This is a genomic window from Alicyclobacillus cycloheptanicus (assembly GCF_028751525.1).
Taxonomy (GTDB): Bacteria; Bacillota; Bacilli; order Alicyclobacillales; family Alicyclobacillaceae; genus Alicyclobacillus_L; species Alicyclobacillus_L cycloheptanicus.
On sequence record NZ_CP067097.1, the window covers coordinates 385604 to 401895 of the forward strand.

The following is a 16292-nucleotide window of genomic DNA, read 5'->3' on the forward strand; positions in this document are numbered from 1 at the left end:
AACATTATGGTATATAGGTAGTCCCCATTTGGTGAAGGATCGGCAGTGGCTGGCCGGTCCTTCGTGTTTTCATGCGTGCGTAAAGGATCCGGCTTTTGGGGAAGGTAACGATGTCTGGATACCCCCAAGGAAGGATGGACAGCATGAAACGGTGGACCATACGTACCCTGCCTGCAGCGTTGACCGTCGGCGCCGCCTTCGCCGGCGTCCTCTGGCCCGCTGCACCGACGCAGGCACAACCCCAGAGCCGAACGGTGAACGTCACCATCACGGACAGTGGGTTCATCCCCAATCAAGTGCTCGCGCTGGTGAATGCCCCCATCACGCTCAACATCACCAACCAAGGTCATCAGGTGCATGAATTTGCCATTCCGTACTACCGAATCTATACCGCGGACCTGCAGCCTGGGCAAAAATCCACTGTTTCGTTTTCGCCCTGGACCGCCGGCCAGTTCGACATGATTTCCGACCCGTCGGGCACCAATCAACCCGAATTCACGGGCAAGTTTATCGTGACCGACCAGAAGTAGCGCCGCAGAAGAGACAGCGCCGCACAAGCCTTGGGAAGTACAGAAGGAGGATGTCCATTGGAGACCCATCACACCAACGAAAAGTCGGAACGCACGCCAGGTTACAGCTTTCGCAGAATGGGGGCCGATCGCATCACCGCACAAGCCCAGGAGGACCTTGAGAAACGGGAAGTCCACGGGGACGGCGAACGGGGCATCCCGGTCCGCACCGCCACGCCGGAAGACGCCGAGCGCGCCGGCCGGAGAAAACCTTCGCCGCTGGAATAACCCCTGCCGCGCGTCGGAGACACGGTGAGCCGCGGCGTGCGAGTTGCGAGGCATGGCATGGCTTGCGAGTTGCAGCAACAGGCAAAAGGGGTTATCCCTCGCAGTGGCACCCACTGCGGTTGGGATAACCCCTTTTCATTTGGTTTGTGGCGCGCCCGGAGGGACTCGAACCCCCGACCTCTGGCTCCGGAGGCCAGCGCTCTATCCACTAAGCTACGGGCGCAAGTGAACGCTAATCACTATACCACATGGAGGCGGCGTGAGACAAGTGCGCCGCCGTTATTTACTTTCGCTCATTTCGCGCTTGAGGCGCTCCAAATCCTCCTGCACCGCAGACTGCCGCTTGATTTGGTCAAGCTCTTTCTCCACCGCGTCGCGCTTGTCAAGCGGGTCTTCCAAAATGCCCTCCTCCGCCAGCGACTCCATCGCAGCGGCCCGCGCCTGCATTTGTTCAGCTTTGTCCTGCGCGCGCTGCAACGTATCCCCAACACCGCCCAGTTGGCGGCCAATGCCGCTCATCGACTCGCCGACGCGCACCTCGGCTTTGGACGCATTGTAGGTGGCCTTGGTGACTTCCTTCTGCGTCTTGAACGCCGCGATGCGGTCCTGCAGTTTGCGCTCGGCATCCTTCAACCGCTCTGCCTGAGCACCAATGCGCTCATGCGCCTGTTGCAGCGGCACAAGCTGGTCAGCCAGCTGATGCTTTCGTTCCAGCGCCGCCTGCGCGAGGTCTTCACGCCCCATTTTCAGCGCAGCCTTCGCTTCCTCCTCGCGGGTTGCCATGTCTCGTTCGATCGCGGCGATCTGCATCTCCAGCTGCTTCTGCTCGGTCACGACGTCCGCCAGGCTGCGCTTCATCTCCTGCAGCCCATCCAGCATCTTTTCGTAACTCAGGTCCAGCGTCGCATTTGGGTCTTCCAATTTGTCCAACAACTTGTTGACACGCGATTCCACAACCGTCGCTGCTCGCTTAAAGAGCCCCATCCAGAATCCCCTCCATGCACCTCATCTTACGCTTCTATATATTGCCTGACGAACCCAAATTCAGACGGAATGTAGCCGAATTCGGTCAAAATCGTCAATCATTCAAGGTGAGAACCAGTTTTGGCGGCTCTACGTGGTGATCGTCACGCATGGGCGTGACGGCTGTCCCAACGGCGAAGAACTCAATCACATGCGAGCCCCACCCGTGCGACTTTTCTTCGATTCTCACACCGACAATCCCTTCCGCCTGTTCTTCGTGCGCTTCCGTCTGCATCCGTTCCATCGCCAATTCACGCGCATCGTACAAGGCTTGGGTAAAATTCGGCATCTCGGCGTTTTGTCCGGCAATCGACATCGCCTGGAAAACCCCTTGGTGAGCCACGTGGTACACGCAGCTGCCCATGACCATCGACAACGGCCGATACCCCGCGCGAAGCAGGGTCCAAAAGTCCTGCCCCGACAAATCGGAGGTAAACGGCTTGCCGCGGAAGGTACGGAAATTGGCGGTCTTGTCTCTGGCCGCGACTGCGGTGCCAATCGCCAGAAACTCGGCCAGGCTTTCGCCCCACTCATAGCGGTTGATTTGCAGCCGCACGCCGACGACGCCGTCCGCGCCCAGTTCGGCCGCTTCCTCCTCCATGCGTGTCATGGCCAGTTCGCGTGCATGGTACATCGCCTGTGTCAGAACGTCCATCTCCATGTTCTGTTTCCAGCGTCCCGCCTGGAACCCAATGTGGTAAATCGAGCTCCCCAGCACCATGCCGATGGGCTCAAAGCCGGCCTCGCGCACGAGCAAGTATTCATTCACGCTCAAATCGGACGTGAACACGCCGCTTGGATTCCCCTGTGAACGCAGTCCCCGTAACCGCTCCAAAGCGTGCGCGGGCAAGCCTTCTGGTCCATTTACCAAGTGATTCACCCTCCCCGTTTCATCTGTCCGGTTGAGCTCCCCGGCTGAGCTCCACCGTTGAGTTCCTCAGTTGAGCTCCACCGTTATGCTCCCCGGTTTATTTCCCCACGTCCAGCACGACTTCCGGATGCAGCGGCACGGGCGTCGTCGTGCTGGCGACTGCGGTGCCGATGGACAGAAATTCAAGCACATGGTCTTCCCGCTCGTCTCCCTGCCCGCGCTCCACCTCGACTTTCATCACCTCAAGCCTGGTTTCATGCGCGAGCACGCCGCTGGCCCCGAACTCTCTGGCCTGCTTCCACATGTCTCGGACGGCTCGGTTGCGCGTCTCGTATACGGCGCTTGTAAACGTCGGGATCTCCTGGTTGTACCAGCTGGTCATCTGCCACTTGTCCTGCCTGGACGTGTATTGGTAGTGCACACAGGCACCCATCGCGAGCCCAACCGGAAACGCTCCGGCCTGCATCAGCTTGACAAGCGACTGGCCGTCCACGGTGCAAAGCACAGGAGCGTCCGACGGCGGCAATCCGTCCACCGACACGGCCGTGCCGAAGGCGGCAAATTCAGACTCATGGCCGAAGTACCCGGGTTTATGGTGCTGAATGCGCACGCCGACCACCGCGTTTGCCCCGAGCTGCTTGGCCTCCTGCGCCAAACGATGCAGGGCGCGGTGCCGGCCTTCGTACAACGCAGCCTGCACATCCGTCAAGTCCCTGGAATACCACGTGCCCGCCCGGCTGGCCACACTGTAGCCGACATGGTAGAAGCAGCTTCCCATCACCATGCCAAGCGGACGGAACCCAACCGACCGCATCAAATGCCACTCGTTGACGGACAGGTCGCTGGTCCAGGGAAGACCTCCTGCGCGTTCCTGTTCAAGACGATCGACGACGTTCGGAGGCAAGTCTCCGCGCATCAGTGCCTCCCGCGTCGCTTCCGCGCGAAGGCGATTTGCCTCGGCAGTCTCCCTTATCTCCCGGCTGTCAGGACCCCCAGGGGGTTTTTTCCGAAACCACACCTTTATCACCCCCACGTAAGAACCACAACGTCAATCAAAGAAGTCAAGCGAAGACGAAGTCAATCGAAGAGGAACCGCTCCAAGGCCGACCGAGTCTCCTCGTGCTTCTGCGCCAAGTCGTTTAATTCCTTCGACAAGTCCGCCAGCCACTGCGAGAAATCCACGGTATCCGTCTTCAGGCTGATGCCGCGTACCACCTTCGCCCGTTCTGCCGTCATGCCGTGCCGTTTATCAAACCGCAGCCGGTACAACGTCGTATCAAACAGCACTTCTATCGTGCGCACCGGCGCCTCAGATGAAAAAAGCCGGCGCTCCCGCTCGACCTTGGTCTTGTCTGGCAAAGCTTGCGCCAGACGAGTCGCCAGCGCCTCCACATACGCCTTTTCATCCGTCAAGCCTCGTCGCCAGGATGCGGCAGACAGATCAAACGAAATCGCCTCGTCCACCGTCCTCCCCCTCCCCAATCATCTGCGAGATGCGCACGCTGCGGATGTGTACCTTGCGCGTGCCCGCGCCGATGCAGTTGTGCACGTCGATGCAGTTGTGCACGTCGATGCAGTTGTGTGCGCCGATGCAGTTGTGTGCGCCGATGCAGTTGTGTGCGCCGCACGCAAGCTTGATGCTTGATGTCAGTATAGCGTAAATCTGCGGCAATGGGAGCCTCGTGAATGTCCTAGGATGGCGGGGAAGAAGGGGAAAGTGGAGCAGGGACGAAGAGGCGGGGTAGGTGGACACGGGCAGGATGAGGTGTACAGGCTGGCTGGGTCGACGGCGGCTGCGTAAGGCAGGATTCCTTCCCTATCGGTTGTCGGGCGACGCCGGCCCGACCCCAGGCCCGACCCCTTTATGGCGCCTTTTGTTCCCTAAGTGCCTCCGAGCGCATCTCAGCCAACCGGTATAAGGCAGGGTTGCTTCCCTATCGGTTGTCGGGCCGCCCAGGCCCGACCCCTTTATGGCGCCTTTTGTTCCGTAAGTGTCTCCGTGCGCATCTCAGCCAACCGGTATAAGGCAGAGTTCCTTCCCTATCGGTTGTCGGGCCGCCCAGGCCCGACCCCTTTATGGCGCCTTTTGTTCCCTAAGTGCCTCCGAGCGCATCTCAGCCAACCGGTATAAGGCAGGGTTCCTTCCCTATCGGTTGTCGGGCCACCCAGGCCCGACCCCTTTATGGCGCCTTTTGTTCCCTAAGTGTCTCCGAGCGCATCTCAGCCAACCGGTATAAGGCAGAGTTCCTTCCCTATCGGTTGTCGGGCCACCCCAGCCCGACCCCTTTATGGCGCCTTTTGTTCCCTAAGTGCCTCCGAGCGCATCTCAGCCAACCTGTATAAGGCAGGGTTCCTTCCCTATCGGTCATCCGGCGACGCCGGACTGTCCAATTTAAGGCGGGTTTTCTTCCCTAACGGCTTCTCCCGAACGGCTGCAAACTGCAAGCCGCAAGCCGCAAGCTGCAGATGCCTCCGCTCCCCGCCTCGTGCCTCCGCTCCCCGCCTCGTGCCTCACTTGCTTCCGTGTCCGGTCAGGACTTCGATGGTCGCGCCCGCCTTGTGACCGCATTCGAGCCACTCCTGCGCGGGGTCACTGTCCGCCACAATCCCCGCGCCGACTTGCACGAAGTATGTCTCGTTCGTCTCAACCACCGTTCGAATCACGATCGCGGTGTTCGCATTCCCCGCGAAGTCAATCATGCCAATCATGCCGCCGTACGGTCCTCGGCGCAGGTCCTCCAGTTCGTCGATGATCTCCATCGCGCGGATTTTTGGCGCCCCCGACAGTGTCCCGGCGGGAAACGTCGCAAGCAGCGCATGAAATACGCTCACATCGGGCCGCAGCCGGCCGCGGACCACAGACACCAGGTGAAACAAGTGAGAGTACGGTTCAACCGACATCAACTCCGGCACCTCAATAGAACCAATCTGGCACACCCGGCCGAGATCGTTCCGGCACAAATCCACCAGCATGACGTGCTCCGCCCGTTCCTTCTCGTCGTGGAGGAGGCGGTCTGCGAGGGCGCGATCTTCCTCGGGCGTTTTCCCCCGGCCCTTGGATGTCCCAGCGATGGGCTTCATCTCCGCCCATCCGTTCACGGACCGGAACTGCACCTCCGGGCTGGCGCCAAACACGCGCATGTCCGGATACTCCGCCACGAACATGTACGGAGAAGGATTCAACTTCCGCAGGCGATCGTACGCCACGTACGGGTGGAATACCTTTTGCACGCGCATCCGCTTGGACAGCACCACCTGAAAGATGTCACCCGCGCGAATGTAGTCCTTGGCCTGCCGGACGTTGGCCTCGAACTTGGCCTGCGTCACATCATCTTCCCACAGCCGATCTGCACGAACCGACGCTCCGCTCGCGAGATGCGCCAGCGCCAGAAGTTTTTCCTGGCCCCGCGTTTGGCCCTGTTCTGCGGACGCGATGACCCGCTTTGCATAGGCCAGCTCCTCGCTGAGCCGCCGCGCAACCTCCTCCGACACCACTGTCGCCAACGCTGCGACGCTGTCGAAGACCAGGGTATCGGCACTCGTGATCTGGACGATCCCGGCGTGCCACTGTAACCGGATGTCCGGCAGGCCGCGGTCGTCCACCGTCGTTTTCGGCAGCGCCTCCAAGTAATGGACGGCGTCGTATCCGATGTACCCCAGCAGCCCCTGCGAGAACGAAATGCCCGCGTGCGCAGGGAGGAGCGTCATCACCGCAGTTCGCAGCGCTTCCAGCCAGGCCATCGGGTCTGTGGCGCCGTACACCAAGGGGCGTGTATCCACAACACTCGGCCGCGGCTCACGATGAGTAGCTGCAGCCTCCGCGTCTTCTGCGACTTTTGTGGATCCGACGGCTTCGACGACTTCTGTCCCTCGGTCAGCCGCCTCATACCCCGCTTCAGCCAGCCGCTCCGTCAGCCAAGTGCGAAGTCCATCGACCGCAAACAGGTGAATCCGCCCGTCTTTCACCTGCACCTCAAGGACCGGCGCGATGCCGACCAAACTCATCTGGTATTCCGGCCGGCCCTCTTCCGATGCGGCCTCCAGCAGAAAGACGCGGCCTTCTCCGAGTCCGTCCACAAGGTCTAAAAACGTATAAAACGCGTCCACGCCACCGCGCTGATAGACGACAGGACGCGGTTTGACGGTTCCACTCTCCGGCACATGCACAGTCTGTGTCATGCGTTTGCCTCCTTTGCTCAATCCGGTTGTCAACTCGCCAGGAAGTTCCGCAGCATCGTCTTGCCGTCCGGGGTCAGGATGGACTCCGGGTGGAACTGCACGCCAACCGCACCCGTCGGTTTATGGCGCAGGCCCATAATGAGTCCCTCACAGGATGCAATTTGTTCAAAAGTATCCGGCAGCGTGTCGCGATCGACCAGGAGCGAATGATACCGGGTCGCCTGAAATGGAGAAGGCACATCAGCGAACAGGGTGTCCCCGTTGTGTTCGACCATGGAAGTCTTGCCATGTTTCAACACATCAGCGCGAACCACTTTTGCGCCAAACGCTTGACCGAGCGCCTGGTGGCCGAGACATACGCCGAGCACCGGGATCCGCCCGCTGAAATAGCGAATGGCATCCAGTGAGCACCCTGCCTCATTCGGTGTACAGGGGCCGGGGGAAACCAGGAGGTGTGTGGGGTGAAAGTTCTTCAATTCCGCCAGAGAAACATTGTTCCGGCGCACCACGATGTCTGCGCCGAGCTCTCCACAATACTGAACAAGGTTATACGTAAACGAATCAAAGTTGTCAATCATGAGCAGCATCCTGCTCACTCCTCTCTGTGAACCGTGACACAGCGCCTTGGGGAATGCAAAAAACCGCAGCCCGAAGCTGCGGCGAAATGTCGTCAGGAACCCACAGATACACTCTTCCCATTGCGCTCTGCTCGGCTCACCTAACTCAACTGTTCTTGCCTCAGCTCATCTGTTGACAGATTACCCGCTCCTTCTCTCGTCGTCAAGCCCGCCCGCTGGCGAATGCGCAGTTCATTCTGAAGAACAAAATGAACAATAAAAAAAGCCCCATCGGGACTTTTCTCTGTCTGCTTGCTTGGTGGGCCTAAGAGGACTCGAACCTCTGACCTCACGATTATCAGTCGTGCGCTCTAGCCAGCTGAGCTATAGGCCCGCGCATGCGGGTAAAACATGGCGGAGCTGACGGGATTCGAACCCGCGGTCTCCTGCGTGACAGGCAGGCATGTTAGGCCTCTACACCACAGCTCCACTTGGTTGCGGGGGCAGGACTTGAACCTGCGACCTTCGGGTTATGAGCCCGACGAGCTGCCAACTGCTCCACCCCGCGTCATTGTGCTTCTCGTTGCAAAACAACCGCACAAACCATTGCTTGAGATATGCGATTGTCTGGTGGGCGGTGGCAGGATCGAACTGCCGACCCCTCGCGTGTGAAGCGAGTGCTCTCCCGCTGAGCTAACCGCCCGTGGTGACCCCAGGGGGACTCGAACCCCCGTTACCGCCGTGAAAGGGCGGTGTCTTAACCGCTTGACCATGGGGCCGCAAAAATGCGGTAGCCGGGTAGGCCCGCGTGGAAGACGAGTAGTGGCTCCCCGAGTAGGATTCGAACCTACGACCCTCCGGTTAACAGCCGGATGCTCTACCGCTGAGCTATCGAGGAACGTGGTGGAGCTAAGCGGATTCGAACCGCTGGCCTCTAGAGTGCGATTCTAGCGCTCTCCCAACTGAGCTATAGCCCCACGAACTGGTGCCGAAGGCCGGACTCGAACCGGCACGGTTTCCCGCACGATTTTGAGTCGTGTGCGTCTGCCAATTCCGCCACTTCGGCGTGGTGCGCCCGGAGAGATTCGAACTCCCGACCTCTTGATTCGTAGTCAAGCACTCTATCCGGCTGAGCTACGGGCGCACGGTACATCACGTTTGTCAGTCCCGCCTCTCGAAGCGACGAAGCCTATTATACGATGTCAGGAGATGAATTGCAACCACCAATTTCAGGCTCCAGACACCCCGGCAAACTCACCCGCCGTGCCGATTCCTGCGGCGGAATCGTGCGGGCCGCGGAACGGACGAGTACGATAATACAACGCTCCTTTCGTGTCTGTCAAGTGCTTCCGCACCAACATGCGAAAAGGGACAGCCGAAGCTGTCCCCCTCGCCGTAAAGGATTGCTGACGATGAATGGAACTTACGACTTTCCCGTGCGGTCAAGTCTTCGTCACCATCACACATCACCTTCCCTTACGCGGCTTATTATGTCCGCGGTGACGGAAAGCATACATGCTTCCGAAAAAAATTTTTGCACCCGCCTTGTTCCGCCGCGGCAGCCTATTTTTGCGCGGACAGCCACTGTGTCAGCGCCTGAATCTGGCTTGGCGTGTAGATCGCGTCGCCAGGCGCCCCATAAGCCGGCATCGGCCCGCTCCCGACCTCAATGCGATGCCGAATCTGCGCTTCCGTCAGTTGGCTCCCCACATGCTGCAGGTTCGGGCCAATCCCGCCCTGCAAGTTGTCACCATGACACGTGTTGCACCCTTGCTGGTACAACCGTACTGCCTCCGGGTACTTCACCGCATCCTTCTGCAAAATCGTCTGTTGTTTCCCACAGCCAGAGAGCCCCATCAACACCGCGATCGTCCCGATACCCATCACCCAACTTGTTCGCGTGAATCGCATCCAGGTCCCTCACCATCGAGATGACATTCATGACGGGTCGCTCTGACGAGCCGTCAGGGCACCCGCAGACAGTTCCTTTTCCTTGCGCAAGACCATCCAAAAATACGCCACGTAGTACGAGAAAAGGATAAACACAACCCCCGCCGTCCACGGGTCGGTGGTGTACGATACCGCCTGCAAGCTCGCTGAAGTGCCCGCTCCAGCGGCCGGAGACTTCTCCAGGTTGTAGAGTAACGCGAAACGGTAAATCAGGCGACCAAAGAACAGCGCGATGACAATCGCTCCGATCCACCCATTCGAACGGTAGTACCATTGCCCGCCGCGCTGTTCAAACTGCGTATAACGCATGGCGATATAGGCGAGCACGAGTCCGAGCACAATTCCGATGCCATCCCCCACATAGACCATAGGCTGCTTGTACCCTGCCACCAGCAGCAGAACACTGACGACCGCAAACAGCACGGCCCGAAAGGTTAACGCCCCCCGGCGCAGCAACTGATAACCAATCTGCCTGCGTACGCGGCGGTATAATCCGAATACCACCAAAAGTACAACCACCACAATCGTGGACGATTGATGCATACCAGCACTCCTTACCCCATGGATTTCCTTGATTATACCTTTCTCTGTCGGATTCAGGATGCCTTCTGGAAAGGCGGAAATAAAATGAGGCAATCCCAGCCCGCGCCATCAACCCTGCATAATTCAGGAAATCTGCAGGCATACTCACAGCAGAGCATCGATTCGCGCTCAACAAGGCGCACGAACAAAGGGTGATTAACGTGGCAAAACGGCACCGCACTTTTGCGCCCATCGGCGGAGCATTGTTAGGTACCTTGACCGTTGGAGTTACTTTTCTTGGACTCTGGTCCGTTCTGCGCAATCCGAACCAGCAACCATCGAAAAAACAGAAACAAGGGCCGCAGCCCTACTGGTCATCCACACAGGGACAGTAAGGCGAGCCCTTGTTCGAAGACAGGGATTGGGGCAGGTCACGATGCAGCGCGGAAAGAAGGCTCCTGCAACACCACTGCAGGAAGTCTCTACTGCAAAAAGCGAGTGATACTGTATTCGTCAATCGAAATCGAAGGTTGACCGTCCACAATGAATTCTGCGATGACCGTCCCGACCAAAGGAGACAAGGTATAGCCGCTATGCATGACTGCAACGTACAAACCTGGGTGTTCAGGAATCACGCCGAGAATTGGCAGTCCGTCCTGCGGCATGACACGCAGCCCTGAAAAAGCACGCACAAGTTTTGCGGTTTCGAGTTTCGGCACGGCTTCAATCGCCATTTGCACGGTTTGCCGGACAACTCGCAATGTGGTTCGGCGATCCATCCCCGCTTCTTCTTTTGAATACCCGATCAACACCTCACCATTTTGGGTCTGTCTCATCCCACTCATCGTGTATTTCAACAAAGGTTGCAATGGCTCCGTAATTAAAATCTGACCTCGTACGGGTCGAACCGGAATCGAAAGATTTAATTTTTCCCCAATCGCTTTCGACCAGATCCCGGCTGCGATGACCACATTCTTCGCCTGAATTGCTGCTCGAGCAGTAACAATGGTGAACCCACCGCGCCGCTCCACAATCTCCTGTACCGGGTTGTAAAAGGTATATCGGGCACCCTGTCGCAGTGCAGCCCTGCGGTAGGCGTCTACCAACCGAAGCGGATTTACATTTCCATCCAAGGAACAAAATGTAGCTCCAATCACTTCTCATTGTTCATCACTGACTCCACTCCTTTTCATCTAAAAATTCCGAAAAACATCCGAATGTCGCCTCCTTCGCTCGACGGATGAATCATGGCACTGATGAAAAGCAAGTATCATACGTGATACTTGACAAAGAATCGCTGCAAATCAGAACGAATGACGAACCTCGACAGTTCCGCAACCTTCCCGTCCGTTGTATACGAGATTCGTTCCCACTGAAATACTGGCAATCCAGATGGCATATTGAGCAGCGACGCAGGTTCATCGCCAAGCAGAATCGGTTGAACATACATCTTTGCGTCCGCAAGGTGTACGCCGTGGGCCTTAAAATATTCATATAAAATCAGGCTTTCCAGCGGCCCATCCAGAAGTGTCGGGCAAAGGGCCGCAGGTACAAACGATGTTTCCAGTGCCACCCGCATCCCGTTTGACACCTTGATACGTTCCAGCCGAAACACTTCATCTGTTTGCGCAATGTCCATTCGCGCTGCAATCAGTTTATCCGGTCGCTGTCGTCCAGCCCCGATTACATGATGGTCACCCTCCATCGCTGGCTCGTTTCTCAAGACATTGATAAATTCCAAAAGGTTTTCCTCCGCGGAACCGGCTGAAACGAAAGTTCCTTTGCCAGCGACCCGCGTGAGCATTCCCTGGATGGACAGGTCCCGCAAAGCCCGTTGAACGGTGATTCGGCTGACACCGTACGCCCTTTGTAACTGTTCTTCAGTCGGAATTTTGTCTCCGGGTTTCCATTCGCCGTCACGAATTTTCTGTTCAAATTGCGCCCGAATCTGTCGATAGAGCGGAACACCCGAGAAACGATTGAGCATCCTGAACACCTCAACAAATGATATATCGATATGTATATAGGGTTGCGGAATTTTCAGAACCGTTGTTGTGGAATTTGTTGACCGAAAATCATGTCTGTCATCGGGGATACAAGCAAATGGGCGTATCTGTCGTGATCAGCCAGGGGGTGCAGTGCGTGCTAAGCCGCTGTGCAGACAACTTGCACTGGAGATTCTTGAGTCCTGTTTGAAAGGTCAGGAGAAAAATCTAGAGGATTCTGAAGAGGGCGGTGCGGAATCTACGTCATCACTCGAGCAGCCGCAGCAGTTCGATGCAACAGATACCTTTTGCTGCTGTTCAAGACATGCACGGTCACAGTGGCACCATTCGCCCACGGCGTGAAAAGATATGGGGTGCCACACGCGCTCCTGATGCGTATGGCGCCCAGCCCTACCGTTTCCGACTCGCAGTTCTGTGACATCTTCGATTCCGTGAACGCGCGCCGTATACACTCGCAGGATATTCGCGCGAAGAACGAATACCTGGGTCTACACGATAGATGTAGATTCCCCGCGCTTCTTCAGCAGCATCTTGACCCCCGCCACAACCACCGGCTCGTTGGTTTGTTTCACCACCTTCAAGCTCGAGGCCACGACGCCGGTGCCATTGTGCTTATCCAGCAGGTCTGCAACGGTCATTTCCAAATGAATCGTATCGCCAATGAACGTGGGCTTGACGAATCGCACGTTGTCCATCCCATAAAAGGCGATCACGACGTCCGGATGGAGCACCATCAGCCCCGTGGCAACCGATAAGACCAACATGCCATGCGCAATTCGCTGCTGAAACACTGTCCGTTCCGCATACTCCGCGTCCGTGTGCAGCGGAAACCAGTCACCGCTCAGTCCTGCAAAATTGACAATGTGTGCCTCCGTGATAGTTCTTCCGTGAGACGACCAGGACTCCCCCGCCTCATACTCATCGAAATATTTCGCATACATATTCCGCACGCTCCCCCAAGTCTCGTATCATACGTCTGCTACCAATTGTAGCATGGGGCACGTGTTCCAGCGGCAGATCCGGCAGACGACCACTCGGGACCTGCAAGCCCTTGGCCTGCCTGGCGAAGAGGTAGGATAGGGCGTCGGAGAACCATGATCCCCGAACTCATTGAACACGGCTAGGTATCGTGCTCTAGAGAATGTTCCGGGAAAGAAAGGTAGAAGTGCACGGCAACCACGAAACACGCGGCCATGAGCCAAGGCTCAAAAAACCGCGTCTTTTCTTTCAAACGTCCACTTGAACAACCTTCTGAATCCATGGCCTCACTGTTTATGTCCAATCCAATTCCGGGGCTTAAGAGAAACAATCCAACGTACCAAAATTCCTACCCCCAATAGCCAATCTTGAATTAATCTCTCCGCCCGTTTGTTTGAGCGTTTTGCAGAATGACGTCCTACTCGAATGAAAAACGAATTCGGATCAGTTGGATGGATCGGTCTTACAATGATTTACACTGCTTAGACGCACGTCATGACGTCTTTTACTGAACGACGGGCAGACTTAGGCACTCTTCTCGGCACAGCTTGCTGCGCTTGCCGCCAGTGCTGATGCAAGCAGAACTATCGTATTGATGTAAACGTAAGCTGTGACCTTTCGGATTCCTCTCACATGCACATCGCTCATCGTCAAGTGTTCCTTGAGTCGGGAATGGCAACGCTCAACGGATGTCCGCTCGTTGTACAGTTCTCTCCAGCCTCGTGTGTTTCGGTGAGGGTTTGAGTAACGCCGGACATCCTCGCCGATGCTCTTCTTGACCACCATTCCGTAGTTGGAATCCGAGCAAGCTGCAATCCCAAGCGGGCAATCAACCTTGCCTACAGCATGTGGGCAACGAAACTTCAGTCGTTCACCGTCAGCACCCCAGTACACCATGTCGTAGCCCATTGAACAACGTGGCGTGCCATCCGAGGCAATGCCGGCAGGCGGCTCCTTTTCGCCCCGTTTGTTCAGTGCGATGATTGCCTGTGCTCCGTACCCACGAGCGGCTTCGTAATTTTTCACCTGGTCGTATCCGGCGTCCATCATGACGAACTTGAAACGCCAGTTACGCTCATAGATGTCCTTCATCAGCGGTATGGCCATTTCGCCGTCGTATACGTTGGCAGGCGTTACGTCCAAGGCTACCGGAAGTTCGCTGGCGGTGTCCACCGCAAGGTGGACCTTGTATCCGAACCACGTGAGCTTGTTGCCGAATGTGTCATACTTGGCACCCCAGTTGGCGTTGCCTGTATGCTGACTGCGTGACTTTGGCTGCTTCTTCTCGTAGGCGCCAATCGCCGTGCTGTCGATTGCGAGATGTTCGGTGTTGATGATTCCGGATTCTCTGCACTGACTGACCAGGTCAGTGAAAAGGTCCTTGACGAGCCCTTTCTCAACAGCAGCGCTGAACACCCGACTCAGCGTAGCAATCGACGGCGCCCGTTCATCCAGCCGAAAACCACACTGATACCGGAATCGAAAGTCTCTGTCCAGGCGCTCATGCAACCGAGTGAACGTTGATATACCCTCCATTGGGGCGGCCAGCAAGGCCCGCAGAATTGCCTCTCGATTGATAGGTTTCGCCCCTTGGGGTGCGGAATTTCTCAACTTAGCGGCATAGCTTTCGAGATCAAGCGCTGAAAAGAACAGATCCAATCGCTCGCTGGATTCAATTTCTAGCCATTGTTCAAAGGAAAACAGAGGTTTTTGGAGAAGATACAAGTGGACTTCCCTCCTCAGAGAGTTTTGGGTTTGGTCACTTGAAATCTTCTCGAAGTTGGGGTGAAGTCCTTTTTTATGCCCTGTTATCCCTTACTGCACAAGGACTCATGAATCTGCAAAACGCTCGTTTAATAAGCGTATCACAACGTGCCTGACGTTGTGATACGTCAAGTTGTCATAGGACATTCAAACGCCAAAATGGGCATCCAACGTGGACACCCGTTTTCCACGATAAACACCACGCTCGACCTTTACTCGCACCTGCTGCCGAGCCTGTAGCACGAAATGGCAGATCAGTTTGATGCCGTCATATTCAAAAAATGATTTAGCAGATAAAAGTTTGCAATTCGTTTGCAGATGCCTGGATGGTTGCAAACACAGAAACAAAAACGCGACATACTCGAAGACTCGAGATGCCGCACCAGTGAAGGATTTTTATGGCGGAGAGGGTGGGATTCGAACCCACGGTAGGCTTGCACCTACGACGGTTTTCAAGACCGCTGCCTTAAACCACTCGACCACCTCTCCATGATGGTCACCAACGAACAATACAATAGCGGTCGCAAGGGGTGCTTGTCAATGGCAATTGCGTACCGCCTGTACGATTGACAGCAGGAAACAGGTCCTGCGCTGTCGAATGACTCCATCAACGATAACACGGGATACGAGCGGCTTGGTGCCGGCAGTTCCATCGTTGGGAGTGTGCACAATGGCAGGGAGCAATGTGAACGGGGTCAGCGCTTCTCCTGTGAATACCGCAGGGTCCAACACGCTTGGCGGTACGCCGACAACGCCAGGCACTTCGGCCCTGACAGATGCAGGAACAACGGCTGCCCCATCTTCGGGCACAGCGGCGTTGACTTCAGCGACCAACTTGTCTTCCAGCGAAGCAGCACTGGCTTCGGAAATTCAGACGTTCGAGCAAATGCTGCTGCAGCAAATGGAAGCGAGCATGCTCGCCGCAAACACGGAGGCGCTGAGTGACATTGGCTCGACCGACTCGGATACGGACCTGTTTGGCTCGAGTGACGAGGACGGACTCGACAGCAGCACGACAGGCTCAGGCCTGCTTGACGCCTCTTCCGGCTTTTCTCCGTACAGCACGGAGGCAGTTCTGAGCGCGCTGCTGACGAGCGGCCTTGGCAGCAGCGGCCTTGGAAACAGCAGCGCTGGCACACTGACCGATGATACCATTCCGGTCGATCCCGACGCTTCCACGGGAGCCCTGTCCGCTTCGGCCATGAGCGCGCTGGCAGCTGCGGCGCCGGCGACCACCAGCGACACGACCATTTCCCAGAGTGTGGCGCAGGCCGCCGCGAAATACGGGGTACCTGCCGGACTCATCACCGCTGTCATTGAACAGGAGTCTGGCATGAATCCAAACGCGGTCAGTCCTGCAGGGGCCATGGGCCTCATGCAGCTGATGCCCAGTACGGCCGCTGAAATGGGCGTGACGAACCCGCTCGACCCTGCGCAAAACATCGACGCTGGCACCCATTACCTTAGCCAACTGATTGCGCAGGTCGACGGCAACATTCCATTAGCACTCGCTGCCTATAACGCAGGACCTGGCGCGGTCGAACAGTACGGCGGCATCCCGCCTTACCCCGAGACCCAGAACTACGTGGAGCAGGTCATGCAAAAATGGCAGGCCTTGGGCGGCGGGTCATCGGAAGTTTGACCC

At 57.0% G+C, this 16292-nt stretch carries 16 protein-coding genes and 11 tRNA genes; 3 read left to right on the forward strand and 24 right to left on the reverse strand.

Translation table 11 applies throughout. The features are described from left to right. The first annotated feature begins 143 nt into the window (after window positions 1–143). Window positions 144–530: a cupredoxin domain-containing protein gene (locus JI721_RS01765; RefSeq protein ID WP_274456367.1), complete on the forward strand. Its 387-nt coding sequence runs from the start codon at window positions 144–146 to the stop codon at window positions 528–530. A gap of 57 nt (window positions 531–587) precedes the next feature. Beyond that, on the forward strand, window positions 588–797 hold the full coding sequence (locus JI721_RS01770) for a hypothetical protein (protein ID WP_274456368.1): 210 nt from the start codon (window positions 588–590) through the stop codon (window positions 795–797). A gap of 147 nt (window positions 798–944) precedes the next feature. Here the strand turns inward: JI721_RS01770 and JI721_RS01775 are convergent. From JI721_RS01775 to JI721_RS01890, 24 genes are all read right to left on the reverse strand, one after another. Then, window positions 945–1020, reverse strand: a tRNA-Arg gene (locus tag JI721_RS01775). A gap of 56 nt (window positions 1021–1076) precedes the next feature. Next, window positions 1077–1781, reverse strand: coding sequence for a PspA/IM30 family protein (locus tag JI721_RS01780; protein WP_274456369.1), 705 nt, complete (start codon window positions 1779–1781; stop codon window positions 1077–1079). Between the two features lie 94 nt (window positions 1782–1875). After that, window positions 1876–2691 (reverse strand): heavy metal-binding domain-containing protein, encoded by an 816-nt coding sequence (locus JI721_RS01785; RefSeq protein ID WP_274456370.1) that lies wholly within the window; start codon window positions 2689–2691, stop codon window positions 1876–1878. Between the two features lie 97 nt (window positions 2692–2788). Then, entirely contained in the window at window positions 2789–3607 is an 819-nt protein-coding gene (locus tag JI721_RS01790) for a heavy metal-binding domain-containing protein (protein WP_274456371.1), read from the reverse strand. Between the two features lie 161 nt (window positions 3608–3768). Then, complete coding sequence (locus JI721_RS01795) at window positions 3769–4155, reverse strand: hypothetical protein (RefSeq protein ID WP_274456372.1); 387 nt, start codon at window positions 4153–4155, stop codon at window positions 3769–3771. Then, complete coding sequence (locus JI721_RS01800; RefSeq protein ID WP_274456373.1) at window positions 4133–4363, reverse strand: hypothetical protein; 231 nt, start codon at window positions 4361–4363, stop codon at window positions 4133–4135. The genes JI721_RS01795 and JI721_RS01800 overlap by 23 nt, the downstream gene beginning before the upstream one ends. 839 nt (window positions 4364–5202) lie before the next feature. Further along, window positions 5203–6870, reverse strand: a complete 1668-nt coding sequence (locus tag JI721_RS01805) for an anthranilate synthase component I family protein (RefSeq protein ID WP_274456374.1) — start codon at window positions 6868–6870, stop codon at window positions 5203–5205. Between the two features lie 29 nt (window positions 6871–6899). After that, window positions 6900–7457: an anthranilate synthase component II gene (locus JI721_RS01810; protein WP_274456375.1), complete on the reverse strand. Its 558-nt coding sequence runs from the start codon at window positions 7455–7457 to the stop codon at window positions 6900–6902. 287 nt (window positions 7458–7744) lie between these two features. Then, window positions 7745–7821, reverse strand: a tRNA-Ile gene (locus JI721_RS01815). 18 nt (window positions 7822–7839) lie between these two features. Then, window positions 7840–7916, reverse strand: a tRNA-Asp gene (locus JI721_RS01820). A 3-nt stretch (window positions 7917–7919) separates the two neighbouring features. After that, window positions 7920–7995, reverse strand: a tRNA-Met gene (locus JI721_RS01825). A 60-nt stretch (window positions 7996–8055) separates the two neighbouring features. Then, window positions 8056–8130 (reverse strand) — tRNA-Val (locus JI721_RS01830). Between the two features lies 1 nt (window position 8131). Further along, window positions 8132–8206 (reverse strand) — tRNA-Glu (locus tag JI721_RS01835). Between the two features lie 44 nt (window positions 8207–8250). Beyond that, a tRNA-Asn gene (locus tag JI721_RS01840) sits at window positions 8251–8325 on the reverse strand. 3 nt (window positions 8326–8328) lie between these two features. Then, window positions 8329–8404, reverse strand: a tRNA-Ala gene (locus tag JI721_RS01845). A 6-nt stretch (window positions 8405–8410) separates the two neighbouring features. Next, window positions 8411–8493, reverse strand: a tRNA-Leu gene (locus JI721_RS01850). 1 nt (window position 8494) lies between these two features. Then, window positions 8495–8571 (reverse strand) — tRNA-Arg (locus JI721_RS01855). 419 nt (window positions 8572–8990) lie between these two features. After that, a complete protein-coding gene (locus JI721_RS01860) occupies window positions 8991–9338 on the reverse strand; it encodes a c-type cytochrome (RefSeq protein ID WP_274456376.1) in 348 nt (115 codons plus the stop codon). 27 nt (window positions 9339–9365) lie between these two features. Then, on the reverse strand, window positions 9366–9920 hold the full coding sequence (locus JI721_RS01865) for a CcdC protein domain-containing protein (protein WP_274456377.1): 555 nt from the start codon (window positions 9918–9920) through the stop codon (window positions 9366–9368). A gap of 461 nt (window positions 9921–10381) precedes the next feature. Next, window positions 10382–11056: an NAD(P)/FAD-dependent oxidoreductase gene (locus JI721_RS01870; protein ID WP_274456378.1), complete on the reverse strand. Its 675-nt coding sequence runs from the start codon at window positions 11054–11056 to the stop codon at window positions 10382–10384. Between the two features lie 113 nt (window positions 11057–11169). Next, the gene (locus JI721_RS01875) at window positions 11170–11886 is read right to left on the reverse strand and encodes a GntR family transcriptional regulator (protein WP_274456379.1); all 717 of its coding nucleotides are present in this window, start codon (window positions 11884–11886) and stop codon (window positions 11170–11172) included. A 507-nt stretch (window positions 11887–12393) separates the two neighbouring features. After that, on the reverse strand, window positions 12394–12846 hold the full coding sequence (locus JI721_RS01880) for a MaoC/PaaZ C-terminal domain-containing protein (protein ID WP_274456380.1): 453 nt from the start codon (window positions 12844–12846) through the stop codon (window positions 12394–12396). 562 nt (window positions 12847–13408) lie between these two features. Beyond that, on the reverse strand, window positions 13409–14608 hold the full coding sequence (locus JI721_RS01885) for a transposase (protein WP_274454459.1): 1200 nt from the start codon (window positions 14606–14608) through the stop codon (window positions 13409–13411). Window positions 14609–15046: 438 nt separating this feature from the next. After that, window positions 15047–15136: transfer RNA gene (locus JI721_RS01890), tRNA-Ser, on the reverse strand. Window positions 15137–15317: 181 nt separating this feature from the next. On the opposite strand from JI721_RS01890, the gene JI721_RS01895 reads away from it, so the two are divergent. Then, window positions 15318–16289 carry a lytic transglycosylase domain-containing protein gene (locus JI721_RS01895; RefSeq protein ID WP_274456381.1) on the forward strand — a complete coding sequence of 324 codons (972 nt, stop codon included), beginning with the start codon at window positions 15318–15320 and terminating at the stop codon, window positions 16287–16289. Window positions 16290–16292 lie beyond the last annotated feature (3 nt).

Excerpts from the sequence above, each read along its gene's own strand:
- JI721_RS01765 (WP_274456367.1), top strand. The coding sequence starts at position 144 with ATGAAACGGTGGACCATACGTACCCTGCCTGCAGCGTTGACCGTCGGC.
- JI721_RS01780 (WP_274456369.1), bottom strand. The coding sequence starts at position 1,781 with ATGGGGCTCTTTAAGCGAGCAGCGACGGTTGTGGAATCGCGTGTCAAC.
- JI721_RS01790 (WP_274456371.1), bottom strand. The coding sequence starts at position 3,607 with ATGCGCGGAGACTTGCCTCCGAACGTCGTCGATCGTCTTGAACAGGAA.
- JI721_RS01805 (WP_274456374.1), bottom strand. The coding sequence starts at position 6,870 with ATGACACAGACTGTGCATGTGCCGGAGAGTGGAACCGTCAAACCGCGT.
- JI721_RS01810 (WP_274456375.1), bottom strand. The coding sequence starts at position 7,457 with ATGCTGCTCATGATTGACAACTTTGATTCGTTTACGTATAACCTTGTT.
- JI721_RS01860 (WP_274456376.1), bottom strand. The coding sequence starts at position 9,338 with ATGCGATTCACGCGAACAAGTTGGGTGATGGGTATCGGGACGATCGCG.
- JI721_RS01865 (WP_274456377.1), bottom strand. The coding sequence starts at position 9,920 with ATGCATCAATCGTCCACGATTGTGGTGGTTGTACTTTTGGTGGTATTC.
- JI721_RS01875 (WP_274456379.1), bottom strand. The coding sequence starts at position 11,886 with ATGCTCAATCGTTTCTCGGGTGTTCCGCTCTATCGACAGATTCGGGCG.
- JI721_RS01880 (WP_274456380.1), bottom strand. The coding sequence starts at position 12,846 with ATGTATGCGAAATATTTCGATGAGTATGAGGCGGGGGAGTCCTGGTCG.
- JI721_RS01895 (WP_274456381.1), top strand. The coding sequence starts at position 15,318 with ATGGCAGGGAGCAATGTGAACGGGGTCAGCGCTTCTCCTGTGAATACC.